A 26,236-nucleotide genomic window follows, 5' to 3' on the forward strand; every position below is an offset into this window, starting at 1 on the left:
GATCATAGGGCGGAGGTGGCCCACTGTCGCTCACCGCAACGCCAGCGACGCCCGCTTCCACGCCGCATCGGGCCAGCGGCTGAACGGGCCCAGGGCTTCGGCGTCGAAGGCGGTGCGTTCGGGCGTCAGCGTGGCCACCTTCACCACCTCGAAGCGGCGGATGGTCTTGCCCTCGGCCAGGGCCTCGCGCGCCACCAGCATCCGCCGGCCGCCGGGCTCCCAGCCGGCGAACTCGGCGTAACCGATGCCGGGTTGCAGCGCGGAGGGTGGCAGCACCTGCACGCCCCAGCCGCCCGCGTCCTTTCTGAACACCCACAGCTCGCGCCAGCCGTCGACCGGCTGCACCGCCAGCGCGAGCGCCGTGCCTTCGCGGTTGGGCGCGGCCGAGGCGGCCCAGACCTGGCCCCAGCTGCAGCGCTCGGCCAGCGCGGGGGCGTCGGCCCTGGCCTTCGGGTCGCGCAGCAACACGCAAGTCTGGCCGTCCTCGGCGCGGCGGGTGGCGACTGTGAGCCGTCCCGATGCGGGCACGGCCGGTGCGGCGGCCCAGCGCACGGCGTTCACGCGCACGGCGGCGGCGTGGAAGCGCGCGAGGTCGTCGTCGACCAGCTCGGCCTTCTCGATGCGGTCGATGGCGTCGATGGCTCGTTGTGCCGCCTGGCGCGCGGTGTCGGCCTGGTCGCGCTGGGCGCGGGCGTAGGCGATGCGGCTCCAGACCTCGGCCTGGCGCGTGGCGATGCGGGCGCGCCAGTGGGGCGCGAGCGCCGGTGCGTCGGCGTGGGCCAGCAGGTCGGCCAGGTCTTCGTCCAGCGCCTCGCGGTCGGCGAGGCGGGCCGGCTGTTCCACGCACTCGGCGCGGGTCAGGGCCAGCGCGGCGCGGGCCTTCTGTTCGGCGCTGGCGGCGCGCAGGACCAGCAGGCGGCGCCAGGCGTCGCCTTCGTAGCAGACGCTCATGCGGTCATCGCGTTCACGGGTCACAAGTTCCACGCCGTGGCGGCGCGCCACGTCCAGGTGAGCGGTCAGCAGCGGGTCGTCGGCGCGGCCGGTGCCCACCGTGGCGCGTTCGGCCAGGCGCTCGGCCTGGCGGCCGATGGCGTCCATCACGGCCGCGCCGGGCGGCCCCTGCAGCGCGGCCGCGGGCAGGGCCTGGATGGTGGCGGCGGCCAGCGCCAGGCCCAGCGGCTCGGCGCCCGGCTGCTCGCTCACGAAGCCCAGCAGGGCCAGCAGCTGCGGCGCTTCGGCGGCGTCGCCGGCCACGCGCATCAGCTGCGTGGCGCGCACATAGCCGCCGCGCTCGCGGTGGTGGTCCCACACCTGCAGGAAGTCGCCCCGGGCACCACGGATCTCCAGCGCCTCGCCGCGCCAGAGCAGGGTCTGGCTGGCGGCGCGGTCGCTGGGCGCGGCGCGCAGGGCGACCTTGTCGCGCGTCACCAGGCCGACGGCGGTGACGGGTGCGGAGGTCGCAGCGCGTGCAGCGGCGGTGTAGAGCGTGGCGGCCAGCGCGATGGCCAGCGTGCCGGCCCAGAGGTAGCGCGCCCAACGGGTCTTCGGTCCGAGGCCCATCTCATTGCTCCCCGTCGTCGTCGGGCAGTTCGGTGTCGCGCGGCGCGGCAGCCACGTTGCCCAGCAGGTTGCCGCCGATGAAGCCGTTGCTGTTCGGCGGCGCGATGATCACCTGCACCTTGTCGCTCAGGCGGTCGGCCATGGTCTTCTGGATCAGCAGCGGGTGCCTGGTGATCAGCGCACCTTCCATCGCCATCTGCTCGGCGTTGACCTTGCCGATGTTCCTGAGGCGGTAGGCCTCGGCGTCGGCCAGCTTCTGGCGCGCTTCGGCCTCGCCCTCGGCCTCGATGCGGCGCGCCTGGGCCGCGCCCTCGGCCTGCTTCACGCGCGAGACGCGCGCGGCCTCGGCTTCCAGCTGTCGCTGTTCGATCTGGCGCTGCTTGAGCGGCAGCACGTGTTTCATCGCCTCTTCCTGCGCCTTGGCCGCGATCACCTGCTCGCGCGCCGCGGCCTCGGCCGCGACCTCGCGCCGCGCCTTCTCGGCGGCGGCGGTGAGTTCACTTTCCTTCACCTGCTTCTCGCGCAGCTCCAGCGTGTAGCGCATCTTCTCGGCCGACAGGCCTTCGGTCAGCAGCACCTCCATGCCGCGGCGGTAGTCCTCGGGCAGGTCGATCTGGCCGATGTGCACCGAGCGCAGCAGCAGGCCGTCGGCCTTCAGGCGCTCGCGGATCTGGGTCTCGATGTCCTGTTCGATCTGGGCGCGCTGCGACGAGAAGATCTCGCGCACCGTGTGGCGCGCGACGATCTTGTAGACCGTGGCCTGCACCGCGGGTTCGATGATCTGGCCGTCGATGTCCTTCGGGTAGCTCATGGCCTGGGCACCGCCGATGCGCGAGGGGTCGATGGCGTAGCGCACCCGCAGGTCCATGCCGATGGACAGGCCTTCCACCGTCTGGGCCGGCGCGGCGCCGTCGGCGGTGGCCATGGCCGCGGCGGTCCAGCTGCGGTCCTGCAGCGAGAGCGTGGCGAGCTGGTGCAGGCCGGGCCAGACCCAGACCGGGCCCTCGCGCCAGACACTGGTCTCGCCCGTCAGGTTGTTGGTGCGCACGGCCAGGTGGCCGGGCTCCAGCGGCTGCACCGGTGGGTGCTTCACGAGCGTCCAGGCGGCGCCTGCGGCGACGGCGGCGGTGCCCAGGGTGAGCAGCACGGGGCGCAGGCCGACGCTGGGCATGGGGCGCATCGGGCGCAGCGGGGGTGTGGAGCCCTCGTCGCCCTCTTCGGTGGCGGCGGCGCGGTCCCCGCGCAGCCATTGGGCCAGCGCCAGGCGGGTGGAACGGGTGAGGGTCTTGAGTCGGTGCAGCATGGGGTCCTCCAGGTGTTGTGGCTGGCGTTCCCAACCGCGGGTTCGCCATGCCCTGCATCGTTCCCAAGACGCGCGGAAGTCTCAATGCGGCCAGCGGGCGGGTTTGCCGCCGGCCCCGGAAGAAATACTCACAGGGGCCCATTCCGGGCCGCTTCGATAATCGGCCCATGCCCACCGTTGCCGTGATCGAAGACGACCGCCCCACCAGCGACCAGCTGGCCGGCTGGATCAAAGCCGCACGCCCCGAACTGACCGTGCACCAGTGGTTCGACCGCGACAGCGCCGAGGCCGCGCTGGCGCGCGAGCGCTACGACCTGGTGGTGCTGGATATCGAACTGGGCCGTGAGCGGCACGCGGGCGTGGCCATCATCAACACCATCAACAAGCTGCACCAGGGCACGCCGGTGCTGGTGGTCTCGGCCATGCCGGCCGCCATCTACCGCAGCATCATGAAGGCGCTGGACGCCTGGGATTACCTGCAGAAGACCACCTTCGACGAGGCCGAGTTCGTCGAGACCTTCCTGGACATCCTGCGCAGCGCGCGGGCGCAGAAGGGCGCGGCGCCGGTGGCCGCGGCCGACGAGGAACTGAGCCTGGACCCGCTGTGGCAGCGCTCGCCCACCTGGCGCGGCCAGCGCATCAACCTGCCGCTGACCGCGCAGCGCATCCTGGCCGTGCTGGTGCAGCACAAAGGCCAGACGGTGAGCTACGAGGACCTGTTCGAGGTGGTCAAGAGCGGGCGCAACCGCGACAACGTGCGCAAGCACGTGAGCGCGATCCGCGACGCGTTCCGCGACTTGGACCCGGGCTTCGACGCCATTGAAAACGTGCCCATGCGCGGCTTCCGCTGGTCACGGCCGTGAAGTTCGGCCCGCTGGACCTGCCCTCGCTGCCGGCGCTCACGCTGCCGCGGCTGCCGCTGGCGGCGTTCCGACGGCGCATCGTGTTTCACGGCGTGTTCCTGCTGCTGGCGCTGGCGGTGATGGGGCTGGCGCTGACGCTGCTGGCCGAGGAGAAGCAGCGCGCGCGGGCGCGCTACGAGGCGGGCTTCCGGCAGACGCTCTCGACCATGGCCGCGCAGCTGCGCCACCCGACCGGGCAGCTGGCGCTGATCAACGCCGACGCGGTGGCGCCTTCGGACGCGGGGCTCTCGCCGGTGGTGCTGCCGTTCTCCGCGCTCGACTACTCCGACCCGTTCAAGGCGCGGCAGGCGGTGGAGATGAGCGGCTGCGCGGTGCACTGGCCGAACGACGGCGGGCAGCTGTGTGTGGGTGTGGGCAACAGCGCGTACGCGGGCGGCGTGGTCTACCTGGTGGCCGACCTGGTGCTGCCGCCCGCGGTGGCGCGCGAGAAGGGCACGCTGGAGCTGGACCCGGTGAGCCACGCGGTGATCCGCGCCGAGACCGCCGCCGGCACCGAGCGCTGGGTCGCGCCCTTCGAGGCACCGGGCGACGCACCGGCCGACCTGGGCGACGGCGGCCTGCGCGGCCGCATCACCGGCTTCGCGGGCGAGGGCACGCTGCTGGTCAAGGGCTCGCGGCCGGTGCGCGACTTCCGCGGCTGGCTCTGGCAGGAGGCCGGCTGCGCGGTGCCGGGCCAGGCCCTGCCGGACTGCGCGCGCCGCAGCCTGCTCTCGCTGCGCGTGCCGGTCGAGGCCTGGCGCAAGGCGCTGTTTGCCAAGGGCCCACGCACCTGGCCGCCGGCCGATCTGGCGCAGACGCGGCTGCACCTGCAATGGGTGGCGCCGGGCGGGCGGGTGCTGTTCGACAGCGCGCGGCCGGGCGCGGAGCGGGCGTTTTCGCTGCAGCAGCTGGCGGGCACGCTGTCCGAGGGCGAGGTGCTGCGCATCGAGCGCCTGGGCGCCGACCAGCCGCAGCTGGTGACGCAGCTGCGCGGCCAGGCGCAGGGCGAGGGCGTGGCCGCGCCCTGGCTCACGCGCCTGATCCTGCGGCTGCCCTCCAGCGACACCCGCACGCAGGTGTCGGCCAGCGAAACCGTCAGCACCTCCAGCGGCCGCTACCAGCTGAGCCTCAGCGGCGAGCTGGCCAGCGTGGACCGCAGCCTGAGCGCCACCGCCACGCGCGTGAGTGGCTTTGTGGGCGCGATGCTGGCGGCGATCTTCCTGGCCTGGCTGGTGATCGAACTGGGCCTGATCCGGCCGGTGGCGCTGCTGACCCAGCGCGCGGCGGCGCTGAACTACAACATGCAGGACCCGCAGGTCGAGCGGCGGCTGGGCGATCTGGACGTGAGCGAGTTCCGCGGACGCGACGAGATGGGCATCCTGGCCGGCTCGCTGGCGGCGCTGCTGCAGCGGGTGAAGGAGGGCGTGCGGCGCGAGCACCTGCGCAACGAGCAGGAGCGCGACATGTGGCACGCGGTGGGCCACGAGATCATGTCGCCGCTGCAGTCGCTGATGGTGCTGCACGGCGACGCGGCCGACCCCAGCCACCGCTATGTGCACCGCATGCAGCAGGCGGTGCGCGCGCTCTACGGCACGGCCTCGCCGAGCGAGGCGATCACGGCGGCGACCGTGGAGGTGGACGCGCTGGACCTGGACACCTTCCTGCGCCACGTGGCCGAGAACGCGCCCTACGCCGGCATCGCCGACGTGGTCTACGCGCCGGCCGGCGCGCCGGTGTGGGTGCAGGCCGACGAACACTCGCTGGAGGACGTGGTGACCCACGTGCTGCGCAACGCCGACCGCTACCGCCCCACGGGCACGCCGGTGACGCTGGCGCTGTCGGGCCTGGGCGAGGCGATGGTGGCGCTGGAGATCCACAACACCGGCCCGGCGATTCCCGAGGCGCTGCTGGACAAGATCTTCGACTACGGCGCGAGCGACGGCGCGGCCAGCGGCGCGCAGGGCGAGGGCCGCGGTCAGGGCCTGTTCGTCGCACGCACCTACATGGCCAAGATGGGTGGCACCATCACGGCCGCGAACGTCGGCGACGGCGTCAGCTTCACGCTGCGCCTGCCGCGCGCCACCTCACGAACGCCCACTTCCGCATGAACCGCATCGCCGTCATCGACTTTGAAACCACCGGCACCTCGCCGAACCTGGGCGACCGCGCGACCGAGGTCGCGATCGTGATGACCGAGGGCGGGCGGGTGGTGGACCGGTTCCAGAGTCTGATGAACGCGGGCGTGCGCATCCCGGCCTTCATCACGCAGCTGACGGGCATCACGAACGCGATGGTGGCCGCCGCGCCGCCGGCCGCGCAGGTGATGGCCGAGGCGGCGCGCTTCGTGGGCGATGCGCCGATGGTGGCCCACAACGCGGGCTTCGACCGGCGCTACTGGCAGGCCGAGCTGGCGCACTGCGGCCTGCCGGCGTTGCAGCCCTTCGCCTGCACGGTGCTGCTCTCGCGCCGGCTCTACCCGGAGGCGCCAAGCCACAAGCTGGGGCAGCTGGTGGACTGGTTCGGCCTGCCGCGCACGGGGCAGGCGCACCGGGCGCTGGCGGATGCGGAGATGGCGACGGAGTTGCTGGGGCGCATCCGGCACGACCTGATGTTGAAGCACGGGGTGGCGCGGCCGGACCACGCGTTTCTTTGTGCCTTGCAGGCGTGTTCGAAGGCTGCTTTGCCGAAGTTCTTTGCTCGGCAGGTGGCTGCGCTGGCCTGAATTTTTTCCTTCGTCCTGTTTCTTTCGTTGCTGTTGTTCTGAGCCGGGTGTGCGCATGGGCGTTCTCCGGCCCACGCTCGCGGGCTGGCTCACCTGTTCGCTGTGTTTGCTTCGTCAACAGCGCTTGTTGTTCGCCTCCGCTCGGGCAACCGCGAATGGGGCCTGCGCCCGCCCATGCGCACACCCGGCTCCAGTGGCATCACTGTTCACGGCAGGAAGACGGAACACCGTGGTTCGGGAGCCTTCTTTCGAAGCGCTCTCTCGCGCTCCTCACAGGGTGATGGCGCTGTCCGAAGGCGCAGGCCCCATTCGCGCATGCCACAGAGTTGGGCGCGCCCACCCGGTGTTCATGAAGCAATGGCGGCGAACAGGCGAGCGCGCGTGCGAGGTGGGCCGGAGCCTGCGGGCGGCGACATCACCCTGGCGCGAGGTCCAAGCCCAGAAAAGACACGAAAGAAGCTCAGTCCCGAAGCAACCCAGCCAACGACAGAGTCCCGGTCACAGCAGGCACAGAAGACGCCTGCCACGACAGACCCGCCTCCCGCGCCCACACCTGCAGCTCCCCGGAAGCCGAAGCACGCGCCACCACCCGGTTCACCGCCTCCAGCAGATCCGCCTTCGACGACAGCGCCACCCAGCCCAGGTTGATCCCCAGCGGCCGCGCGGGCCCCGCCTGCAGGGTCGTGCCCGGCTTGCGCGCCCGGTGCGTGTCGAACGCCGCAGAAGGCACCATCAGCGCGTCCACCCGGCCACTGTCCAGCGCCGCCCAGACATCCTCGCGCTGCCCCAGCGACACCATGTCCTTGGCCAGCGTACCGCCGCCGTACATGGCCACCAGCGTGCCTTCGAGCGTGCCCGCCACCGCGGCCACCTTGCGGCCCTTCAGATCACCCAGCGACGCCGCCACGGGCGCACCGGCGCGCTGCACGATCACCAGCGCCGTGCCCTGGTAAGGCTGGCTCGCTGCCAGCGTGCCCAGCGGCACGAAAGGCCGCTCGCGCGGCGGCTTGGCGCCCGGGTGGTCCGGCGTCTTGAAACGCTCGCGCGTGGGCGGCCCCAGGTCCGAGGCCAGCAGCGGAAAACCGCTGGCCAGATCGCACAGGCCGGCCGAGAGCATGGCGTTGACCTCGTGCGTCAGCATCGCCTCCTTCTCGACCTCGGGCTCGAAGGGCATGAGCTTCAACTCCCTCCCCAGCTCGCGCGCCACGGCCTCCGCCAGCTTCACGTCGAAGCCCGTGACCTGGCCCTTGCGCGCCAGCGAGAACGGCGGGTTGTCCTCGGCCATGCAAACGGTCAGCGGCGCCGCCTGCGCCAGCGCCATCACCGGTGCGAGCAGCAGCGGCGCCATCAGCGCGCGGGGGGTGTTCACAACTCCTTGCCTCCTCTTGTGGCGACGTAGTTCCACAGCAGCTCGATCGCCTCCGGCTCCAGCGCGCCCTTGAACGAGGGCATGTTGCCCTTGCCGTTGGTCACGGAGTTGTAGAAGCGCTCGCGCTGCTCGGTGGGGAACTTGCGCAGGTCATACACCGTGGTGCCCGCGTTGACCATGTTGCGGCCGTGGCACTGGGCGCAGGTGCGGTGGAACTGCTCGCGGCCTTTCTCCACCGCCTCGGCGGTGAAGGGGGCCGCAGGTGGCATCACCACCGGCACCGATTCCGCCGGCACGGTGTTCGACTGCGCCAGCGCCGCGCCCGTGAGGGCGAGCGCACACAGGATGGTTTCGCGCCAGCGCATCGTCAATCGACAGCAAAGGTCCAGACCGAACCGCCGGCGGGCACCTGCGACATGCGCTCGTCGCCCATCAGCGCCCACACACCGCCCGCACCCGAGACGATGGTCACGTACTGCTTGCCCTTGTGCTCGAAGGTCACCGGCAGGCCGATGATGCCGCTGCTGGTCTGGAACTCGTAGAGCTTCTTGCCGTTGTTCGCGTCCACCGCGATGAACTCGCCCGTGGCCGCGCCGGTGAACACCAGGCCGCCGCCGGTCGACAGCGTGCCGGCCATGCTCGGTTGGCCCGGCCACGCCATCTGCCACTTGCTCTTGCCGGTCATCGGGTCGATGGCGCTCAGATACCCGTGCGGTTCGTTCTTGGGCATGTTCACGCCGCGGAAGTTCACGCCCAGGTACCACTCGCCCTTCTTGTACTCGGGCTTGGCCAGCTGGTACGGCCAGCTGATGTTGAGCGTGTTGGCGTAGGCGAGGCCCGTGGACGGGTTCCAGGACATCGGCGTCCAGTTCTTGCCGCCGAGCACGCTGGGGAAGATCTCCACGTCTTCACCGGCGCGCGCCTTCTTGTCGGTTTCGGTGGGCACCGGGCGGCCGGTCTTGAGGTCGATGCGCTCGGCCCAGTTGACCTTCACATAGGGATTGGCCGCCAGCAGCTCGCCGCTGGCGCGGTCGAGCACGTAGAAGAAGCCGTTGCGGTTGGCCTGCGCCAGCACCTTGCGGTCCTTGCCGCCGATCTTCATGTCGACCAGCATGCCGACCTCGGTGGCGTCGTAGTCGTAGGGGTCGTTGGGGCTGAACTGGTAGTGCCACACGAGCTCGCCGGTCTTGGGGCGGATCGCCACGACGGAGGCGATGTAGAGGTTGTCGCCCTTGCGCGCGTTCGGGTTCCAGGGGCCGCCGTTGCCGGTGCCCCAATAGACCAGGTCCAGATCGGGGTCGTAGGCGCCGGTCAGCCAGGTCGGTGCGCCGCCCTTGAGGTGGGTGTCACCAGGCCAGGTGTCGCCGCCCTTCTGGTCGGGCGCGGCGGTGGTGTAGAAGCGCCAGAGCTGCTTGCCGGTGGCCGGGTCCCAGCCGTCGATGAAGCCGCGCGTGCCGTACTCGCCGCCGGCGATGCCGGTCAGCACCACGCCATTGGCAATCAGCGGCGCGCTGGTCATGGCCTGGCCGTTCTGGTAGTCGGCGGCCTTGCTCTTCCACAGCTGCTTGCCGGTCTTGGCGTCCATCGCCATCACGTGGGCGTCCAGCGTGCTGCGGAACAGCTTGCCGTCGTAGATGGCGGCACCGCGGTTGAGGATGCCGCAGCAGGCCATCTTGAACACGTCCTGGGGCAGCTCGATCTCCTGCTTCCAGATCTGCTTGCCGGTGGCCGGGTCGATCGCCACCGTCGTGTTGTGCGTGGTCACGTACATCACGCCGTTGTGCACGATGGGCTGCGACTCCTGGCCCTGCGGGTTGTTCAGGCTGTAGGCCCAGACCGGGCGCAGCTTGGCCGCGTTCCCCGTGTTGATCTGCTTGAGCGGGCTGTAGCGCTGGTTGTTGTAGCCCATGCCGTAGGTGAGCACGTCGCCGGGCGTGGCGCTGTCGCGCTTGAGGTCGTCCAGGGACTGGGCGTGCAGGCTGGTGGCGAGCAGCGCAAGCGCGGCCGCGCCCGCCCATCGGGTGGTCTGTTGCATGGATGTCTCCTGTGGGTTGAGGCTGCGCCTCTGGTTGTTGTCTGTCCTCTTTCATTGTGGGAATTTGGGCGCCGCGGATCACGTCCGGGTTTTCCCGGTGGGAAAAGTGTTCTGCAGTGGAACACTCACCCACACCGCCGCTTCGGACGCGAGACTTCGCCCCCACCACCATGCGCGCCACCCACCGAACCCTGTCCACCCAGGACCTTCCGCCGCAGCCGTTCTTCCAGACGCCCGAGCAGCGTGCGGCGCTGGCGCGCCAGCGCTTCTTCGAGGAACAGCAGCACCCCGCCGGTCTGGTGAGCGAGGCGGTGATCCGCTCCTGGGGCCGCAGCCGCACGCTGGGCCACGCCAGCCACAAGATGCCCGCGCTGGACCCGGTCAACCGCAGCGCGCTGAGCGCCGCGCTGGCGCGCAACCGGCGCCTGCTGGAGGCGGCGCACGGCGACCTGCAGCAGCTCGAAGCCGCGCTCGCAGGCACCGCCAGCCGCCTGATGCTGACCGACGCGCACGGGGTCATCGTGCACGCCTCGCGCGGCACGGGCGACCCCGAACAGAAGGTGCTGGACGCCGCCACGCGCGTGGGTGTCCAGCTGGCCGAGGAGGTGCTGGGCACCAACGCGCCGGGCATCGTGGTGCAGACCGGCATGGCCTGCACCGTGCAGTGCTGCGAGCACTTCTACGAGGTGTTCGGCCAGGTGCGCTGCGCGGCCGCACCGATCCACGACGTGCACGGCCGGCTGGTCGGTGTGCTGGACGTGTCCACCGAATCGCGCGCCTTCGGCTTCGACGCCGCGGCCGTGGTCGGCGTGTACGCCACCTCGATCGAGAACCGCCTGCTGCAGGCGCAATCCGACGAGCACCTGGTGCTGCATTTCCAGGCCGCCCCCGCGCTGCTGGGCACGCCGATGGAGGGACTGGCCGGCGTGGACCACGGCGGTCGCGTGGTCTGGGTCAACGCCACCGGCCACAGCCTGCTGGGCCGCCCGTCGCGCCAGGAGGTGGCGCCGGTGGAAGAGCTGTTCGGCCACGGGCTGGCGCAGCTGCTGCCCCTGTGCGGCGCCACCGAAGCCCTGCGCCTGCAGCTGCCCAGCGGCCTGGGCATCTGGGTGCGCGCGACCCTGGGTCTGCGCGATGGCATCGACTTCCGGCACGCGGTCGCCTGGCCGGCCACCATGCCACCCGCGCCCGGGCCGGTACCCGCCGCCGAGCCCGAGGTCCCGGCGCCCGCCCCGGCGCCCGCCCCCTCGCTGGCCCAGACCCAGCAGCGCCTGATCGAAGACGCGCTGCAGGCCAACGGCGGCAACGTCGCGCGCACCGCGCGCCAGCTCGGCGTCTCGCGCGGCCTGGTCTACCGGCACCTGCGGAAATAGGCGCCCGCCCGGGTCGCCCACGCCCACGCTCGGACACCCGGGCGGGTGGCCCCGCGCGTGATAAGGTCAAAAGCGCCACCCGCCAAAAGACCCTTTTTCCACGCCCGAAGGAAGCCCGCACGGATGCCCCATGACGTCACGCTGATCGCCACCATCGCGACCGCCTTTGGCCTGGCCATGGTGTTCGGACTGCTCGCTGCCCGGCTGAAGCTGCCCCCGCTGGTGGGCTACCTGCTGGCGGGCATCGTGGTCAGCCCGGCCACGCCGGGTTTCGTGGCCGATGTCGGCCTGGCCGGCCAGCTGGCCGAGATCGGGGTGATGCTGCTGATGTTCGGGGTGGGTCTGCACTTCTCGCTGGCCGACCTGATGTCGGTCAAGAAGATCGCTGTGCCGGGCGCGGTGGTGCAGATCGCCGTGGCCACCGCGCTGGGGGGCGGCGTGGCCATGCTCTGGGGCTGGGACCTGGGCGCCGCCATCGTGTTTGGCCTGTGCCTGTCGGTGGCCAGCACGGTGGTGCTGCTGCGCGCGCTGGAGTCCAAGGGCCTGCTCAAGTCGGTCAACGGCCAGATCGCGGTCGGCTGGCTGGTGGTGGAAGACCTGGTGATGGTGATGGTGCTGGTGCTGCTGCCTGCGCTGGCGGGCGTGCTCAAGGCGCACGGCGGGGAGGCCGCGGTGGCGCCCCAGGCCGGCGAGATCTGGACCACGGTGGGCATCACCCTGGCCAAGGTCACGGCCTTCGTGGTGCTGATGCTGGTGGTGGGCCGCCGGCTGCTGCCCAAGCTGCTGTGGTGGGTGGCGCGCACCGGCTCGCAGGAGCTGTTCACCCTGGGCGTGGTGGCCATCGCCGTGGGTGTGGCCTTCGGCGCGGCCATGCTGTTCGACGTGTCCTTCGCGCTGGGCGCCTTCTTCGCCGGCATGATGATGCGCGAGTCCGAGTTCAGCCACCGCGCGGCCGACGAGTCGCTGCCGCTGCGCGACGCCTTCGCCGTGCTGTTCTTCGTCTCGGTGGGCATGCTGTTCGAACCGGCGGTGGTCTTTCAGCAGCCGGTCAAGCTGCTGGCGGTGGTGGCCATCGTCCTGATCGGCAAGACCGTGGCAGCCGTGGCCCTGGTGCTGCTGTTCCGCTACCCGCTGAACACCGCGCTGACGGTGGGCGCGAGCCTGGCGCAGATCGGCGAGTTCTCCTTCATCCTGGCCGGCCTGGGCGTGGCGCTGGAGCTGATGCCGCGCGAGGGCCAGAGCCTGGTGCTGGCGGCCGCACTGATCTCGATCGCGGCCAACGCGGCGCTGTTCTCGGCCGTCGAGCCGCTGCGGCGCTGGGTCCTGGCGCGGTCGGCCTTCGCGCGCCAGCTGGAGATGCGCGACGATCCGCTGGCCGAACTGCCGACCTCGACCGACCGCCAGCTGCTCAGCGGCCAGGTGGTGCTGGTGGGCTATGGCCGCGTGGGCCGGCGCATCGCCCAGGCGCTGCGCGAACACCAGCTGCCGTTCGTGGTGGTGGAGCAGAACCGCGAGACGGTGGACGCGCTGCGCCGCGAGGGCATCGCGGCCGTCAGCGGCGACGCCATGACACCCGAGGTGCTGGTGCAGGGCCACATCGCCGAGGCGGCGATGCTGGTGGTGGCGATTCCCGACGCGGTGGACGTGCGCAAGATGGTGGAGATCGCCCGCACGCTCAACCCCGGCATCGCCGTGGTGCTGCGCACCCACAACGAGGAAGAGGCCGATCTGCTGCGCAAGGAAAGCCTGGGCACGGTGTTCCTGGGCGAGCACGAGCTGGCGCGCGGCATGGCCTCGCACATCCTGGACCGGCTGCAGGAGACCGCACCCGCAAGGGAGGCCGCATGAAGAACTCCTGGCATGCCCTGGAAGGACCCGAGGTGCTGCAGCGCCTGGGCGTGGACCCGGCCGACGGCCTGGACGCCGGCGAGGTGGCCCGGCGGCTGGCCCAGCACGGTCCCAACCGCCTGCCCGAGCCGCCGCGCCGGCCGGCCTGGCAGCGCTTCGCGCTGCAGTTCCACAACCCGCTGATCTATGTGCTGCTGGCCGCCGGGCTGGCCACGCTGCTGCTGGGCAGCCTGGTGGACGCGGGCGTGATCCTGGGCGTGGTGCTGATCAACGCGCTCATCGGCCACATCCAGGAGGGCAAGGCCGAGCAGGCCCTGGCCGCCGTGCGCCGCATGCTGGCCGCGCGCGCCACGGTGCAGCGCGGCGGCGAGCGCCACCAGATCGACGCCGGGGAGCTGGTGCCGGGCGACATCGTCTGGCTGGAGCCGGGCGACCGCGTGCCGGCCGACCTGCGCCTGCTGCAGGGCCGCAACCTGCGCACGGTGGAATCGGCGCTGACCGGCGAATCGGCCGCGGTGGACAAGGACACGGGCGCCGCGGCCGAGGGCGCGCCGCTGGGCGATCGCCACGGCATGGCCTTCTCGGGCACGCTGGTGGCCTACGGCAGCGGCAGCGGCGTGGTGGTGGCCACCGGCGGCGCCACCGAGATCGGCCACATCGGCCAGCTGGTCAGCGGCGTGCAGACCCTGGCCACGCCGCTGACGCGCCGGCTCGACCGCTTCGCGCGCCAGATCACCGCCTTCATCCTCGGGGTGTCGGTGCTGACCATGGCCTGGGGCCACTTCGTGGCCGGCATGGCGCTGTTCGACCTGTTTCTGGCGGTGGTGGGGCTGGCGGTGGCCGCCATCCCCGAGGGCATGCCGGCGGTGGTGACCATCGTGCTGGCCATCGGCACCCGGGTGATGGCGCGCAAGAAGGCCATCGTGCGGCGGCTGCCGGCGGTGGAGTCGCTGGGCTCCGTCACCGTCATCTGCAGCGACAAGACCGGCACCCTCACCCGCAACGAGATGACCGCCGTGCGCGTGGTGCTGCCGGGCCGCGAGCTGCGCGTGACCGGCACCGGCTATGTGCCCGAGGGCGGTTTCCACCTTGCGGACGGATCGGTGCTGCACCCTGGCGACGAGCCGGCGCTGATGGCCCTGCTGCACTGCGCGCTGCTGTGCAACGACGCGCGCATTCACCGCGAAGACGACAAAGGCTGGGTGCTCACGGGCGATCCGACCGAGGGTGCGCTGACCACCCTGGCGCACAAGGCCGACCTGGACGCCGCGACCGCGGCCCAGGCCTTCCCGCGGCTGGACGCGATCCCCTTCGAGTCCGAGCGGCAGATCATGGTCACGCTGCACCACGACCACGCCGGCCACCACGAGCTGCTGCTCAAGGGCGCGCCCGAGCGGGTGCTGGCGCTGTGCACGGGCGAAGCGGGCGGCCGCCCCCTGGACTGCGCGCGCTGGACCGCGGCGGTGGAGCGCGCCGGCGGCGCGGGCGAGCGCGTGCTGGCACTGGCCCGCTGCGACTGGCCCACAGGGCGCACCGAGGTGGACCTGGCCGACCTCACCCCGCGCTTCGAGATGCTGGGCCTGGTGGGCATCATCGACCCGCCGCGCGAGGAGGCGGTGGCTGCCGTGGCGGAGTGCCGAGAGGCCGGCATCCGCGTGAAGATGATCACCGGCGACCACGCGGTGACGGCCGCGGCCATCGGCCGCCAGCTGGGCCTGCAGGCCGACCGGGCACTGACGGGCGACGCCGTCGCCGCGCTCGACGACGCGGCGCTGCGCCGCGCCGCCCAGGACACCGACGTGTTCGCGCGCGCCAGCCCCGAGCACAAGCTGCGGCTGATCGCCGCACTGCAGGCCGAGGGCCACCAGGTGGCCATGACCGGCGACGGCGTGAACGACGCGCCCGCGCTGAAAGCCGCCGATGTGGGCGTGGCCATGGGCGGCAAGGGCACGGACGCGGCGCGCGAGGCCTCCGACCTGGTGCTGACCGACGACAACTTCGCCACCATCGCGCGCGCCGTGCGCGAGGGCCGGGTGGTCTACGACAACATCAAGAAGTCGCTGATGCACATGCTGCCCACCAACGGCGGCGAGGCCGGCGTGATCCTGCTGGCCATCTTCGCGGGCCTGCCGCTGCCGGTGACGGCCGGGCAGATCCTGTGGGTCAACACCGTGACCTCGGTGACGCTGGCGCTGTCGCTGGCTTTCGAGCCGGCCGAGCCGGGCGTGATGCGGCACCCGCCGCGGCCCCCGCAGGAATCCATCATCACCCGCGCGCTGGGCGGGCGCATCCTGTTCGTCATCGGGCTGATGATCGCCGCCACCTTCTGGGTGTTCCACTGGGAGCTCGCGCGCGGCACCGCACTGGAGACCGCGCGCACCGCGGCGGTCAACACCATCGTGATGTGCGAGCTGTTCTACCTGTTCAACGTGCGCCACTTCACCCGCCATGCCTGGCGGTCCGAGACGCTGACCGGCAACCCCGTCGCGCTGGGTGTGGCGGCCCTGCTGGTGGGGCTGCAGCTGCTGTTCACCTACGCGCCGCCGCTGCAGCGGCTGTTCCACACCACGCCGCTGCACGCCAGCTCCTGGGCCATGATCCTGGCCATGGGGGCGGGCGTGTTCGTGCTGGTGGAGGCCGAGAAGGCGCTGTTGCGTCGCCGCGGTGTGCGCCGCATCTGAAGAACCTGCGAGGAGAGAGCCATGACCATGACCCGACACATCCTGAGCGCCACCGACCTGTCGGCGCACTCACTGCAGGCGGTGGACCGCGCGGCCGACCTGGCCACGACCACCGGCGCCCGCCACACCGTGCTGCACGCGCTGGGGCTGGACGCGCTGGGCCCGCTGCGCAACCTGCTGGGCGAGCGCGCCGACAGCGTGGCCCACACCGCCGTGCAGCAGCAGCAGGCCGCACTGGCCGCCGCCATGGCCGACCCGGCACGCCACCCCGGGCCGGCGCCCACCCTGCGGGTGGAAGAGGGCCTGGCCTCGCGCGTGGTGCCGGCGCTGGTGCGCGAGACCGACACCGACCTGGTGGTGGTGGGCGCGCGCGGGCAGAGCCTGCTGCGCCGCCTGGTGGTGGGTTCCACCGCCTCGCACCTGCTGCGCAGGAGCCATTGCCCGGTGCTGGTGGTCAAAAACCCGTTCCAGCAGCCCTACCGCCGCGTGCTGCTGCCCATGGACTTCTCGCCCGGTTCCGCGCTGGCGCTGGCACTGGCGCGCGAACTCGCGCCCCGAGCCGGCCTGGTGCTGCTGCACGCCTTCGACGTGCCCTTCGAGGGCATGCTGCAGTACGCCGGCGTGTCGCAGGACATCATCCACCAGTACCGCATCGAGGCGCGCGAGCGCGCCCTGCAGCAGCTGCGCGAGATGGCGGCCGAACAGGGCCTGGCGGCTGGCGACTACACACCGCTGGTCGAACACGGCGACGCCGTGGCGCTGATCACCGGCCACCAGCAACGCCTGGGCTGCGACCTGGTGGTGATGGGCAAACACGGCACCCATGTGACCGAAGAACTGCTGCTGGGCAGCGTGACCAAGCGGGTGCTCTCCGAGGGCGACGCCGACGTGCTGGTGGTAGTCGACAAGCGCGGTCCGCAGGACGCCGGCTGACGCGGGACGGGCCGTGGCGCTGCATCCCGCCCTGCTGTTCCTCGGTGGCCTGGTCGTGGTGGTGCTGGGCGCCGAGATGCTGCTGCGCGGCGCGACCCGCATTGCGACCCTGCTGCGCATCAGCCCCATCGTCATCGGCCTGACGGTGGTCTCGGTGGGCACCAGTGCGCCCGAGCTGGCGGTGGGCCTGACCGCCGCGCACGAGGGCAAGGGTCCGCTGGCGGTGGGCAACATCGCCGGCACCAACATCGTCAACATCCTGCTCATCCTGGGCCTGAGTGCGGCCATCCGCCCGCTGCCCACGCGTTCGCTGAGCGTGCGGCTGGACGTGCCGGTGATGATTGCCACCGCCGTGGCCCTGCTCGTCATGGCGATGGACGGCGTGCTCACCCGGGCCGAGGGTCTGGGCCTGCTGCTGGCGGCGGTGGTCTACACCGTGGCGCTGGTGCAGCTGAGCCGGCAGGAGGCGCCGGACACCCGGCTGGCGTTCCGCGACGCGCTGGCAGCGCAGGCGCCTCCGCGGTTGAACATGCCCACCGGTGCCGCGGCCTGGGCCTGGAACGGTGCGCTGCTGCTGGCAGGCATGGCGCTGGCGGTGCTGGGTGCCGAGCTGCTGGTGGCCGGCGCAGTCGAACTGGCCAAGGCCTACGGCGTGTCGGACGCCTTCATCGGCCTGAGCATCGTGGCCATCGGCACCTCGGCGCCGGAGCTGGTGACCACGATGATCTCGACCCTGCGCAACGACCGCGACGTGGCGATCGGCAACCTCATCGGCAGCAGCATCTACAACGTGCTGGTCATCCTCGGCCTGACCATGGTGGCCGCACCCACCAGCGGGGTGGACGTCAGCGCCGAGGTGCTGTGGATCGACCTGCCGCTGGCCGCGCTGGTGGCCATCGTCTGCCTGCCGGTGTTCCGCAGCGACCGGCTGGTCTCGCGCCGCGAGGGCATCGGCTTCGTGCTGGCCTACGCCGGCTATCTGGGCAGCCTGCTGCTCTGGCGGTCCTGACACCGTTGGACACCGACGCCTCCACGGGCATGCCGTAAGCTCGCCGCCATGCGTCTGGTCCTGCACACCCTGAGTCTCACCACCGCCCTGCTGCTGGCCGCCTGCGGCAGCGCGCCGCCGGCCCGCCCACCCTCGTCGTCGCTGCCGCCGCTGTCGGCCGAACACAGCAGCGACCTCGCCATCCACGCCATGGGCCTGGTGGGCACGCCCTACCGCTGGGGCGGCAACACGCCTGAGAGCGGCTTCGACTGCAGCGGCCTGATCGGCTATGTCTACCGGCACCGCGCCGGTGTGGCGCCGCCGCGCACCGTGGCCCAGCTGTCGGGCTTCGGCCAGGCGGTGGATGCCGACGAGCTGCGCACCGGCGACCTGGTGATCTTCGGCCGCGACCCGGCCTGGCACGCGGGCATCTACGTCGGCGACGGCCGCTTCGTGCATGCGCCGTCCAGCGGCGGCACGGTGCGGCTGGACCGGCTGGACAACCGCTACTGGGCGCGCCAGACGGTGCGTTATCGCAGGCCCTGACACGGTTTTTCCGGACAAGCCGGCGACAATCGGAGCCATGCCCCACGTTCACGCCACCCCGCCGCTGTCCACCCACGACACCACCCGCATCGACGACCTGCGCATCGGCGCGGTGCGGCCGCTGATCACGCCCGCGCTGCTGCAGGAGTGGCTGCCCACGCCGCCGGCCGCCCAGGCCTTGGTGGAGAGCAGCCGCGCGGCGCTCTCGCGCGTGCTGCACGGACAGGACGACCGGCTGATCGTGGTGGTCGGGCCGTGCTCGATCCACGACCACGGCCAGGCCATGGACTACGCACGGCGCCTGAAAGAGCAGGCCGATGCGCTGGCCGAGGACCTGCTGATCGTGATGCGCGTGTACTTCGAGAAGCCGCGCACCACCGTGGGCTGGAAGGGCTACATCAACGATCCGCACCTGGACGGCAGCTTCGCCATCAACGAAGGCCTGGAGCTGGCGCGCCAGCTGCTGCTGGACGTGCTGGGCGCCGGCCTGCCGGTGGGCACCGAGTTCCTGGACCTGCTCTCGCCGCAGTTCATCAGCGACCTGGTCAGCTGGGGGGCCATCGGCGCGCGCACCACCGAGAGCCAGAGCCACCGCCAGCTGGCCTCGGGCCTGTCCTGCCCGGTGGGGTTCAAGAACGGCACCGACGGCAGCGTCAAGGTCGCCAGCGACGCGATCCAGGCCGCACAGGCGCCGCACGCCTTCATGGGCATGACCAAGATGGGCCAGGCCGCGATCTTCGAGACCCGTGGCAACCAGGACTGCCACGTCATCCTGCGCGGCGGCAAGGCGCCCAACTACAGCGCCGAGGACGTCAACACCGCTTGCACCCTGCTCAAGGCCGCCGGCCAGCGCGAGCAGGTGATGATCGACGTCTCGCACGCCAACAGCAGCAAGCAGCACCGCCGGCAGATCGACGTGGCGGCCGAAGTGGCCGACCAGATCGCCGCGGGCGATGCGCGCATCACCGGCATCATGATCGAGAGCCACCTGTTCGAGGGCCGGCAGGACATCGTGCCCGGCCAGCCGCTGCTGCCCGGCGTGAGCGTGACCGACGCCTGCATCAGCTTCGAGCAGACCGTACCGGTGCTGCAGGGGCTGGCGGCCGCCGTGCGCCAGCGCCGCGCCCGCTGACGCGCGACATGCGCCTGCCCTGGCAGACCGCCACGCCCGCGCTGAACCTGGCGCTGCAGGGCGGTGGGGCGCACGGGGCCTTCACCTGGGGCGTGCTCGACGCGCTGCTGGAGGACGGACAGCTCGCCTTCGACGGCGTCAGCGGTACCAGCGCGGGCGCCATGAACGCGGTGGTGCTGGCCCAGGGCCTGATGCACGGTGGCCGCGAGGGCGCGCGCGCCGCGCTGCGCCGCTTCTGGACCGCCGTGGCCGGCAGCCTGCCGTTCGAGGTGGCGGTGCCGCGGGCCGACGGCTCGGGCTACCAGCTGGCGCCGGCCATGCGCCTGATGCTGCAGTGGACCCATCACTTCACGCCCGAGCAGCTCAACCCCTTCGACCTCAACCCGCTGCGCGACGTGCTGCGCCAGCAGCTGGACATCGAGGGCCTGCGCCAGCGCTCGCCGGTGCGGCTGTTCATCGCCACCACCGAGGCCAACACCGGCCGGCTGCGGCTGTTCCGCAACGCCGACCTGTCGCTGGACGCGGTGCTGGCCTCGGCCTGCCTGCCGCGCCTGCACCGCAGCGTGCTGATCGACGGTCAGCCGCACTGGGACGGCGGCTATTCGGCCAACCCCGCCGTCTACCCGCTGCTGCTGGAAACCCCCACGCGCGACACGCTGCTGGTGATGCTCACGCCGCTGCGCTACGCCGCCACGCCGCAGTCGGCGCAGGACATCGAACACCGCATGCAGGAGCTGGCCTTCAACGCCACCTTCCTGCGCGAGATGCGCATGTTCGCGCACCTGCGCGAGCGCATCGCCCACATCAGCTGGTGGCGCCGCGGCCCTCTGGAGCGGCGGCTGGCCGGGGCACGCTTTCACGCCATCGAGCCCGGCCCGGTGCTGGGGGAACTGGGGACCGACACCAAGGCCGCCGCCGGCCAGCGCTTCTTCGAGATGCTGTTCGATGCGGGGCGGGGGCAGGGCCGGCAGTGGCTGGACACGCACCGGGCAGCCGTCGGTCGCCACGGCACTGTCGAACTTGCCGGGCTGTTCGGCTGACCCGGGACCGGCGCTGCCGACAATGGTGGGCCCGGATCGCCCTGGCGGGCCGTCCCCCACCGGAGAAACACCCATGAGCTCTCTCTTGCAAGGCCGCACCGCCCTGGTCACCGGGGGTGCCCGTGGCTTGGGCGCCGGCATGGCGCAGGCCCTCGCCGCGGCCGGCGCGGCCGTGATGATCGGCGACATTCTTGAAGACACGGGCCGCGAGACGGCCCGGTCGATCAGCGCCACCGGCGGCCGAGCCGCCTTCGTGCAGCTGGATGTGACCGACGAGGCTGGCTGGCTCGCCGCGATCTATGCCGTCCACACCACCTTCGGCGGCTTCGACATCCTGATCAACAACGCCGGGATCGAGGAGACCGCGCTGGTGTCGGAGCTGGATGCCGATGCGCTGCGGCGCATGCTGGACGTGAACATCGTCGGCACTGCGCTGGGCCTCAAGCACGCATTCCGCGCCATGCGCCCGGGCGGCGTGGCCGGGAAAGGAGGGGCCGTGGTCAACGTGGCCTCGGTCGCGGCCACCATCGCCTTCCCGGCGATCGCCGGCTACTCGGCCACCAAGTCGGCGGTGGATCGGCTCACGCGGGTGGCTGCGATGGAAGCCGGCCAGCTGGGCTACGGCGTGCGGGTGAACTGCATCTACCCGGGTCTGGTGCCGACCGACATGGGCATGAAACTGGCAGCCGACGTGGTGACGGCCGGGCTGTTCCCGGCGCCGGAGGCCGCGGTCGGCGCCATCGTCGCGCAGACGCCGCTGGGGCGCCTGGGCACGGTGGCCGACATGGCCGATGCGGTGGTGTTCCTGTGTTCCGACGCCGCGCGCTTCATCACGGGCGCGGGCCTGCCGGTGGACGGCGGCATGGGGATGTGAACCCGACCATGCCGCGGTGGGCCGATCAGCGCGGCTTGCGCGGCGCCATCGGGCCGCGGCCCTCGATGTGGCGGAAGTTGATGCGGCCCTTGCTCAGGTCGTAGGGCGAGAGTTCGAGCGAGACCCGGTCACCCGCCAGGATGCGGATGTGGTTCTTCTTCATCTTGCCGGCGGAGTAGGCGATCAGCTGGTGACCGTTGTCCAGCGTGACGCGAAAACGGGTGTCGGGCAGCACCTCGTTGACGATGCCCATCATGTCGATCAGTTCTTCCTTGGCCATGGTGTGGTTCTCCTGGAGTCGTGGGATTCGGATCAGTTGGTGCGGATCGCGGGGCGCGCGGTCTCGCGCACCCAGTCGATGCCCTGGGCCATGGCGTATCTTGCCGCGGCCTCGTGGGTGGCGAAATCTTCGGTAAAGCGCATCACGCGGTCGGTGCTGGCGCTGCCGGTGCCGCTGGCGATGGATACGAAGGCGGCATAGCGCCCGTCCGCCAGGGCCCGCGGGCGGGCGCTGATGCGGTAACGCCCCAGGGTCAGGGGGGCGGAGGTACAAGGGGTCCGCACCACAGGGGCGGACACGGGAAACGTCTGGATCATCAAGAACTTCTATGGGCAGGACCTGCGGCTGGGCCGCCGGCCCGACAAGGCCCGACATACACGGTGGCAGCCCCAGGGTGCCGGGGTGCCCAACTGCGCCAACCCGAAGCACCGCACCGCATCAGCGGCATCGGGGCTTTCTGGTACCAGCCCTCGGCAGAGGCATGGGGAGAGCAGCGGGGAAAAAGTGCCTCGCCGGGGGACCGCGTTGGGTGCGGTGAGGGCTTGGCTCGCGATGGAGGGGCTGGACAGACCGACCCTCTGCCGGGGTGGTGGGCCGCGCCAGGGGCGCTGCAACCGGGTCTGTCGCCCAAGGCGAAGCCGCTAATGTACCACGATGTGGAAAAAATTGCCAAGTGGGGCCGGTTCAACGGCCACAGCGCAGGCGGAACTGTTCGTCGCGCGCCTTCTTGCGGTCGCGCCGGACCGAGTCCTGCTCCCTTGGCGGAAGTGGCTGGCGCGCGTAGTCGTCCAGCACAGCCACGAGGTTGTCCAGGCGCCTGCAATCTTCCGCCTTCTTCTGGGCAGCATTCGGGGGGGCGACAGGGCCGACACCGGTCGGCCGCGGCGCAACCCCCTTGGTGGGCCTGGCCAGGGCTTCCCGGTTGCGGGCAAACACGATCTGTTCGGCCAGCGAAAGGTTCGCGGGCACCGTGTGCATGCTGACGATCTCGGCGCCGCGGTGCTGGCAATGCACCACCGACCAGAACCGGCCGGCACCGCGGCAGCGGTAGAGCGTGGTGCCCTGCGCGCCCTCGACGTTCAGCGCGGTCGTGGTGTCGACCGGGTGGCCGCGCATGCCGGCCGGGCAGGGGCCGTCGGTGTAGGTCACCTGGCTGGCGTTTTCGCAGCGGTGCACCGCCGACAACGGCTCGGCGGGTGGTGGCTCGGCAGCGGGCGCCGGGCCAGCGGCAGCGGTGACCGTGGGTTTTGGGACCACTGAGGGAGCGGCGGGCGCGGCGGGGACGGACGCCGCTGCCGGCTCCGCGACGGCCAACGGAGGTCGCGACCAGGGCCAGTTCACCAGCACATACAGCCCCAGGACCACGACCGCGGCCAGCAACCCGATGGTCAGGCCGCTCATGCCGTCTCGCTCGGGCGGACGGAACGCGGTGTCGGATACCTGGTGCGGCGTTGGCGGCGCCAAAGGCGCGGGCCGGGAAGGCGGGATGCCGGGCGTGGTGTCTGGCCCGTTGTCGGGTTCGGGGGTCGTGTCGGGCGTTGCCATTGCAGCCACCAGGGTCGCTTACTGTTCGACCACGGTCTTGACCACCTGCCCCACCGGCGGATCGCTGCGGCCCCAGGTGCCGTTGAGCAGCTGCAGGCGCTTTTCGGTCAGGGGCGACTGTCGGGCCAGTTCGGTGAAGCCGCCGCGCGGCAGCGGCACGGTCTGCACCACCCAGGGCCGGGCGGCCTGCTGGTCGGCCGCAGTCATGGCGCGAAAGGACTTCTCGGCCGCCACCAGGCCGGGCATGGCACGGTTGCGCGCAGCAGCATCGGCCGCGAGGTAGAGCATCACATAGCTGTTGTTCTTCAGGCCGGTGACCACGGTGGCTTCGATCGCCTGGGACTCTCCGTTCTGCGCCTTGCGCGCACCGACGAAGTGGGTCGCGGCAAAGCCGTTGATCTGGCCGCGCGTCACCTTGCCCTCGCTGGGTTGCAGGGCGTTGCGGATGATCTCGTCGTGCGTGCGGCCGGCCCGGGGCGGCATCGCGACCATGCGCAACGCGGCGTCGCCCTGCGGTGCGACGATGGTCAGCGCCTCGGGCTCGTTCTGGATGCGCCAGCCGGCCGGCGCCGTCATCGCCAGGCCCAGCCCGGCGTGGTAGAAGTTCTGGCCACGCGTCAGCCCCTGTTCGGGGCTCTCGCCGAAGCGCATGCCCCGGACCACCTGAAGGAAGCGCTGCGCGCCGTCGGACGCGTAGCTGCCCTGGTACTTCGCGGCGTTCTGGCTGATCTGCTGCAGGCGCTGGTCGTTGCTGGGGTGGGAGGACAGCCAGTTGGCGCCCTCGGGCGCGGGGCGGCCTTCGGCGCGCGCCTCTTCGACGGCGAACGCCTCCTGCAGCTTGAGCACCCGGATCACGTCGATCATGTTGCGCGGGTCGTAGTTGCTGCGCGCCAGGTACTCGGCGCCCAGGCTGTCGGCCTGCAGCTCCTGCTCGCGGCTGTACTTCGCGACGTACCCGGCCGCCACGCCCTGCGCCATCTGCCCGAACATCTCGGTGCCGCCCGAGACTCCGACCTTGCTCTCCAGCACCGCGCCCAGCACCGTCGCGGCCAGCACGCCCAGGCCCGCGGTCTGCTGGCGCGTGGCGCGCTGCGCGCCGTGTCGGGCGGTGACGTGGCCGATCTCGTGGCCGATCACGCCGGCCATGTCGGCCTCGCTTTCCATGTAGGCCAGGATGCCGCGCGTGATGTAGACGTAGCCGCCGGGCAGCGCGAAGGCGTTGATCTCCGGGCTGTCGAGCACGGTGAAGGTCCAGGGGATGTTGGCGCGGTGCGACTGCTTCGCCAGCTTCTGACCGACCTCGTTCACATAGGCCTGCAGGCGCTCGTCCTTGTAGACGCCGTATTCCTTGAGCACCTCGTCGTGGGCCTTCTTGCCCTCGGCCAGCTCGGTGCGCTCGTCCATGACCGTGCGCTCGGACTGGCCGGTGACGGGGTTGACCACCGTGGTGCCGCAGCCGGCCAGCAGGGTCGCGGCCAGCAGCAGGGCGCTGGCGAGAAGTCTCGGCATTCTGGGCTCCTGTCAGCGGCTTTCGCCGCCATGGGAGCCATGATAGTCAGCTCAGCGGTGCGAGGGTGCCCAGCTGCGCCAGAAATACCGGTGGCACGTCGGCCGGCTTGCGCGTGGCGGGGTCGATGAAGACGATGCCGATCTTGCCGCGCGCGACCTCGCGGCCGGTGTCCACGCAGTCCATGCAGTAGGCCAGGTCGAGGCCGCAGCGGCTGAAGTCCTGCGGCAGCATGCGCACCCGCATGGTCTCGCCGTGGAAGCCCTCGGACTTGTACTGGGCCACCAGGTCGCCCACCACGATGGGACAGCCCGCCACATTGGACTCGCGGTAACCGAGGGACTTGAAGAAGCGCACCCGCGCCTCGGACACCAGGGTCAGCAGCTGGGCGTTGTCCAGGTGCCCGCCCTGGTTGACGTGGCTGATGTAGATCTGGATCTGCGTCGAGAAGACGAAGTGCCCGGGCAGGTCGAACTGGATGCGGCTCAAGGGACTACCCGCCCGTCTTCACTTGCGGTCCGGCAGCTCGATCTTGACTTCCAGCACCTCCAGGTCGTCCTGGCGCTCCAGGTGGACCTTGATGTCGTCCTGGTTGATCTGGATGTACTTGCTGATCACGGCCACCAGCTCGCGCTGAAGGGCCGGCAGGTAGTCGGGCGTGGAGGCGTTGCGGCCGGCGCGCTCGTGCGCCAGGATGATCTGCAGGCGTTCCTTGGCGACGCTGGCGGTCTTCTTCTTCTCGCCCAGCAGAAAAGAGAGGAAGGACATGCTCATTTGCTCCCGAACAGGCGCTTGAAGAAGCCGGGCTTCTCGGCGTCAATGAAGCGCAGCGGCTTGTCCGCCCCCAGGAAGCGGTCGATGACGTCGCTGTAGGCCTCGGCCACGTCGGTGCCCTTGAGGTGGATCGCCGGCGTGCCCTGGTTGGAGGCCTGCAGCACGTTCTCGCTCTCGGGGATCACGCCGATCAGCTGGATGCGCAGAATGTCCTGGATGTCCTCCAGGCTGAGCATCTGGCCGTCGGCCACGCGGTTGGGGTTGTAACGGGTGATCAGCAGGTGTTCCTTGATCGGCTCCTTGCCCTCGATGGCGCGCTTGGTCTTGCTGCCCAGCATGCCCAGGATGCGGTCGGAGTCGCGCACGGAAGACACCTCGGGGTTGGTCACCACCAGGGCCTCGTCGGCGTAGTGCATGGCCAGCAGGGCGCCGGTCTCGATGCCGGCCGGCGAGTCGCAGACGATGTAGTCGAAACCCATGCCGGACAGGTCGTTCAGCACCTTCTCCACGCCTTCCTGCGTCAGGGCGTCCTTGTCGCGGGTCTGGCTGGCGGCCAGGATGAACAGGTTGTCGCAGGTCTTGTCCTTGATCAGGGCCTGGTTCAGATTGGCCTCGCCGTGGATGACGTTGACCAGGTCATAGACCACACGCCGCTCGCAACCCATGATGAGGTCGAGGTTGCGCAGGCCAACGTCGAAGTCGATGACGGCGGTCTTGTGGCCGCGCAGGGCCAGGCCGGCGGCGAAGCTGGCGCTGGTCGTGGTCTTGCCCACGCCGCCTTTGCCGGAAGTGACGACAACGATCTTGGTCATGGTGAGGGTTCC

The 26,236-nt window shown here is 71.1% G+C and carries 24 protein-coding genes; 12 read left to right on the plus strand and 12 right to left on the minus strand.

Going from position 1 to position 26,236, the window contains the following annotated elements:
• Positions 1-30: 30 nt before the first annotated feature.
• Together BC358_RS14205 and BC358_RS14210 are read right to left on the minus strand one after the other, a co-directional pair.
• Positions 31-1,560, minus strand: coding sequence for a hypothetical protein (locus tag BC358_RS14205; protein WP_256861521.1), 1,530 nt, complete (start codon positions 1,558-1,560; stop codon positions 31-33).
• 1 nt (position 1,561) lies between these two features.
• The gene (locus BC358_RS14210) at positions 1,562-2,863 is read right to left on the minus strand and encodes an SPFH domain-containing protein (RefSeq protein WP_079366339.1); all 1,302 of its coding nucleotides are present in this window, start codon (positions 2,861-2,863) and stop codon (positions 1,562-1,564) included.
• A gap of 167 nt (positions 2,864-3,030) precedes the next feature.
• Here BC358_RS14210 and BC358_RS14215 point away from each other — a divergent pair, with 167 nt between their 5' ends.
• Genes BC358_RS14215 through BC358_RS14225 form a run of 3 tightly spaced genes read left to right on the plus strand, consistent with a single transcriptional unit; the run spans position 3,031 to position 6,487 of the window.
• Positions 3,031-3,726 (plus strand): response regulator transcription factor, encoded by a 696-nt coding sequence (locus BC358_RS14215; RefSeq protein WP_079366340.1) that lies wholly within the window; start codon positions 3,031-3,033, stop codon positions 3,724-3,726.
• A complete protein-coding gene (locus tag BC358_RS14220; protein WP_256861522.1) occupies positions 3,723-5,873 on the plus strand; it encodes a HAMP domain-containing sensor histidine kinase in 2,151 nt (716 codons plus the stop codon). The genes BC358_RS14215 and BC358_RS14220 overlap by 4 nt, the downstream gene beginning before the upstream one ends.
• The gene (locus BC358_RS14225) at positions 5,870-6,487 is read left to right on the plus strand and encodes a PolC-type DNA polymerase III (protein ID WP_079366341.1); all 618 of its coding nucleotides are present in this window, start codon (positions 5,870-5,872) and stop codon (positions 6,485-6,487) included. Before BC358_RS14220 ends, BC358_RS14225 begins: the two co-directional genes overlap by 4 nt.
• Positions 6,488-6,947: 460 nt before the next feature.
• Here BC358_RS14225 and BC358_RS14230 read toward each other — a convergent pair whose 3' ends face one another.
• The 3 genes from BC358_RS14230 to BC358_RS14240 are packed head-to-tail and all read right to left on the minus strand — an operon-like array spanning position 6,948 to position 9,891.
• Positions 6,948-7,856: an ABC transporter substrate-binding protein gene (locus BC358_RS14230; RefSeq protein WP_079366342.1), complete on the minus strand. Its 909-nt coding sequence runs from the start codon at positions 7,854-7,856 to the stop codon at positions 6,948-6,950.
• Positions 7,853-8,221, minus strand: coding sequence for a c-type cytochrome (locus tag BC358_RS14235; RefSeq protein WP_079366343.1), 369 nt, complete (start codon positions 8,219-8,221; stop codon positions 7,853-7,855). Before BC358_RS14235 ends, BC358_RS14230 begins: the two co-directional genes overlap by 4 nt.
• A 2-nt stretch (positions 8,222-8,223) precedes the next feature.
• Positions 8,224-9,891, minus strand: coding sequence for a PQQ-dependent dehydrogenase, methanol/ethanol family (locus BC358_RS14240; RefSeq protein WP_079366344.1), 1,668 nt, complete (start codon positions 9,889-9,891; stop codon positions 8,224-8,226).
• A gap of 170 nt (positions 9,892-10,061) precedes the next feature.
• Here BC358_RS14240 and BC358_RS14245 point away from each other — a divergent pair, with 170 nt between their 5' ends.
• The 9 genes from BC358_RS14245 to BC358_RS14285 all read left to right on the plus strand — a co-directional run bounded on the left by BC358_RS14245 (position 10,062) and on the right by BC358_RS14285 (position 21,306).
• Entirely contained in the window at positions 10,062-11,264 is a 1,203-nt protein-coding gene (locus tag BC358_RS14245; protein WP_079366345.1) for a helix-turn-helix domain-containing protein, read from the plus strand.
• Between the two features lie 123 nt (positions 11,265-11,387).
• Positions 11,388-13,112, plus strand: a complete 1,725-nt coding sequence (gene ybaL, locus BC358_RS14250; protein ID WP_079366346.1) for a YbaL family putative K(+) efflux transporter — start codon at positions 11,388-11,390, stop codon at positions 13,110-13,112.
• A complete protein-coding gene (locus BC358_RS14255) occupies positions 13,109-15,793 on the plus strand; it encodes an HAD-IC family P-type ATPase (protein ID WP_079366347.1) in 2,685 nt (894 codons plus the stop codon). The genes ybaL and BC358_RS14255 overlap by 4 nt, the downstream gene beginning before the upstream one ends.
• A gap of 21 nt (positions 15,794-15,814) precedes the next feature.
• Positions 15,815-16,726 (plus strand): universal stress protein, encoded by a 912-nt coding sequence (locus BC358_RS14260; RefSeq protein ID WP_079366348.1) that lies wholly within the window; start codon positions 15,815-15,817, stop codon positions 16,724-16,726.
• A 13-nt stretch (positions 16,727-16,739) separates the two neighbouring features.
• Positions 16,740-17,735 (plus strand): calcium/sodium antiporter, encoded by a 996-nt coding sequence (locus tag BC358_RS14265; RefSeq protein WP_218669495.1) that lies wholly within the window; start codon positions 16,740-16,742, stop codon positions 17,733-17,735.
• Between the two features lie 48 nt (positions 17,736-17,783).
• On the plus strand, positions 17,784-18,260 hold the full coding sequence (locus BC358_RS14270; RefSeq protein ID WP_079366349.1) for a C40 family peptidase: 477 nt from the start codon (positions 17,784-17,786) through the stop codon (positions 18,258-18,260).
• A gap of 37 nt (positions 18,261-18,297) precedes the next feature.
• Positions 18,298-19,392 (plus strand): 3-deoxy-7-phosphoheptulonate synthase, encoded by a 1,095-nt coding sequence (locus BC358_RS14275; RefSeq protein ID WP_079366350.1) that lies wholly within the window; start codon positions 18,298-18,300, stop codon positions 19,390-19,392.
• An 8-nt stretch (positions 19,393-19,400) separates the two neighbouring features.
• Positions 19,401-20,432 carry a patatin-like phospholipase family protein gene (locus BC358_RS14280; RefSeq protein WP_079366351.1) on the plus strand — a complete coding sequence of 344 codons (1,032 nt, stop codon included), beginning with the start codon at positions 19,401-19,403 and terminating at the stop codon, positions 20,430-20,432.
• A gap of 73 nt (positions 20,433-20,505) precedes the next feature.
• On the plus strand, positions 20,506-21,306 hold the full coding sequence (locus BC358_RS14285; protein ID WP_079366352.1) for an SDR family NAD(P)-dependent oxidoreductase: 801 nt from the start codon (positions 20,506-20,508) through the stop codon (positions 21,304-21,306).
• Positions 21,307-21,331: 25 nt separating this feature from the next.
• On the opposite strand, the gene infA is transcribed toward BC358_RS14285, so the two are convergent.
• The 7 genes from infA to minD form a co-directional block, all read right to left on the minus strand.
• Positions 21,332-21,586, minus strand: a complete 255-nt coding sequence (gene infA, locus BC358_RS14290) for a translation initiation factor IF-1 (RefSeq protein ID WP_066152059.1) — start codon at positions 21,584-21,586, stop codon at positions 21,332-21,334.
• Between the two features lie 32 nt (positions 21,587-21,618).
• On the minus strand, positions 21,619-21,903 hold the full coding sequence (locus BC358_RS22350) for a hypothetical protein (RefSeq protein WP_256861523.1): 285 nt from the start codon (positions 21,901-21,903) through the stop codon (positions 21,619-21,621).
• Between the two features lie 367 nt (positions 21,904-22,270).
• Positions 22,271-23,131, minus strand: a complete 861-nt coding sequence (locus BC358_RS14300; RefSeq protein WP_143434313.1) for a hypothetical protein — start codon at positions 23,129-23,131, stop codon at positions 22,271-22,273.
• 18 nt (positions 23,132-23,149) lie between these two features.
• A complete protein-coding gene (locus BC358_RS14305) occupies positions 23,150-24,640 on the minus strand; it encodes a M48 family metalloprotease (RefSeq protein ID WP_079366354.1) in 1,491 nt (496 codons plus the stop codon).
• Between the two features lie 46 nt (positions 24,641-24,686).
• A complete protein-coding gene (locus tag BC358_RS14310) occupies positions 24,687-25,127 on the minus strand; it encodes a thioesterase family protein (RefSeq protein WP_079366355.1) in 441 nt (146 codons plus the stop codon).
• Between the two features lie 18 nt (positions 25,128-25,145).
• Complete coding sequence (gene minE / locus BC358_RS14315) at positions 25,146-25,406, minus strand: cell division topological specificity factor MinE (protein WP_066152072.1); 261 nt, start codon at positions 25,404-25,406, stop codon at positions 25,146-25,148.
• 2 nt (positions 25,407-25,408) lie between these two features.
• Positions 25,409-26,224 (minus strand): septum site-determining protein MinD, encoded by an 816-nt coding sequence (gene minD / locus BC358_RS14320; RefSeq protein WP_079366356.1) that lies wholly within the window; start codon positions 26,222-26,224, stop codon positions 25,409-25,411.
• Between the last annotated feature and the right edge of the window lie 12 nt (positions 26,225-26,236).

It is taken from the genome of Hydrogenophaga sp. H7, assembly GCF_002025745.1.
GTDB classification, from domain to species: domain Bacteria; phylum Pseudomonadota; class Gammaproteobacteria; order Burkholderiales; family Burkholderiaceae_C; genus Hydrogenophaga; species Hydrogenophaga pseudoflava.

Bases quoted from the DNA above. Each gene is read 5' to 3' on its own strand.
- BC358_RS14205 (WP_256861521.1), bottom strand. From the start codon at position 1,560: ATGGGCCTCGGACCGAAGACCCGTTGGGCGCGCTACCTCTGGGCCGGC.
- BC358_RS14210 (WP_079366339.1), bottom strand. From the start codon at position 2,863: ATGCTGCACCGACTCAAGACCCTCACCCGTTCCACCCGCCTGGCGCTG.
- BC358_RS14240 (WP_079366344.1), bottom strand. From the start codon at position 9,891: ATGCAACAGACCACCCGATGGGCGGGCGCGGCCGCGCTTGCGCTGCTC.
- BC358_RS14235 (WP_079366343.1), bottom strand. From the start codon at position 8,221: ATGCGCTGGCGCGAAACCATCCTGTGTGCGCTCGCCCTCACGGGCGCG.
- minE (WP_066152072.1), bottom strand. From the start codon at position 25,406: ATGTCCTTCCTCTCTTTTCTGCTGGGCGAGAAGAAGAAGACCGCCAGC.
- BC358_RS22350 (WP_256861523.1), bottom strand. From the start codon at position 21,903: ATGATCCAGACGTTTCCCGTGTCCGCCCCTGTGGTGCGGACCCCTTGT.
- BC358_RS14215 (WP_079366340.1), top strand. From the start codon at position 3,031: ATGCCCACCGTTGCCGTGATCGAAGACGACCGCCCCACCAGCGACCAG.
- BC358_RS14300 (WP_143434313.1), bottom strand. From the start codon at position 23,131: ATGGCAACGCCCGACACGACCCCCGAACCCGACAACGGGCCAGACACC.
- infA (WP_066152059.1), bottom strand. From the start codon at position 21,586: ATGGCCAAGGAAGAACTGATCGACATGATGGGCATCGTCAACGAGGTG.
- BC358_RS14255 (WP_079366347.1), top strand. From the start codon at position 13,109: ATGAAGAACTCCTGGCATGCCCTGGAAGGACCCGAGGTGCTGCAGCGC.
- BC358_RS14305 (WP_079366354.1), bottom strand. From the start codon at position 24,640: ATGCCGAGACTTCTCGCCAGCGCCCTGCTGCTGGCCGCGACCCTGCTG.
- BC358_RS14245 (WP_079366345.1), top strand. From the start codon at position 10,062: ATGCGCGCCACCCACCGAACCCTGTCCACCCAGGACCTTCCGCCGCAG.
- BC358_RS14275 (WP_079366350.1), top strand. From the start codon at position 18,298: ATGCCCCACGTTCACGCCACCCCGCCGCTGTCCACCCACGACACCACC.
- BC358_RS14260 (WP_079366348.1), top strand. From the start codon at position 15,815: ATGACCATGACCCGACACATCCTGAGCGCCACCGACCTGTCGGCGCAC.
- BC358_RS14280 (WP_079366351.1), top strand. From the start codon at position 19,401: ATGCGCCTGCCCTGGCAGACCGCCACGCCCGCGCTGAACCTGGCGCTG.
- BC358_RS14225 (WP_079366341.1), top strand. From the start codon at position 5,870: ATGAACCGCATCGCCGTCATCGACTTTGAAACCACCGGCACCTCGCCG.
- BC358_RS14285 (WP_079366352.1), top strand. From the start codon at position 20,506: ATGAGCTCTCTCTTGCAAGGCCGCACCGCCCTGGTCACCGGGGGTGCC.
- ybaL (WP_079366346.1), top strand. From the start codon at position 11,388: ATGCCCCATGACGTCACGCTGATCGCCACCATCGCGACCGCCTTTGGC.
- BC358_RS14270 (WP_079366349.1), top strand. From the start codon at position 17,784: ATGCGTCTGGTCCTGCACACCCTGAGTCTCACCACCGCCCTGCTGCTG.
- minD (WP_079366356.1), bottom strand. From the start codon at position 26,224: ATGACCAAGATCGTTGTCGTCACTTCCGGCAAAGGCGGCGTGGGCAAG.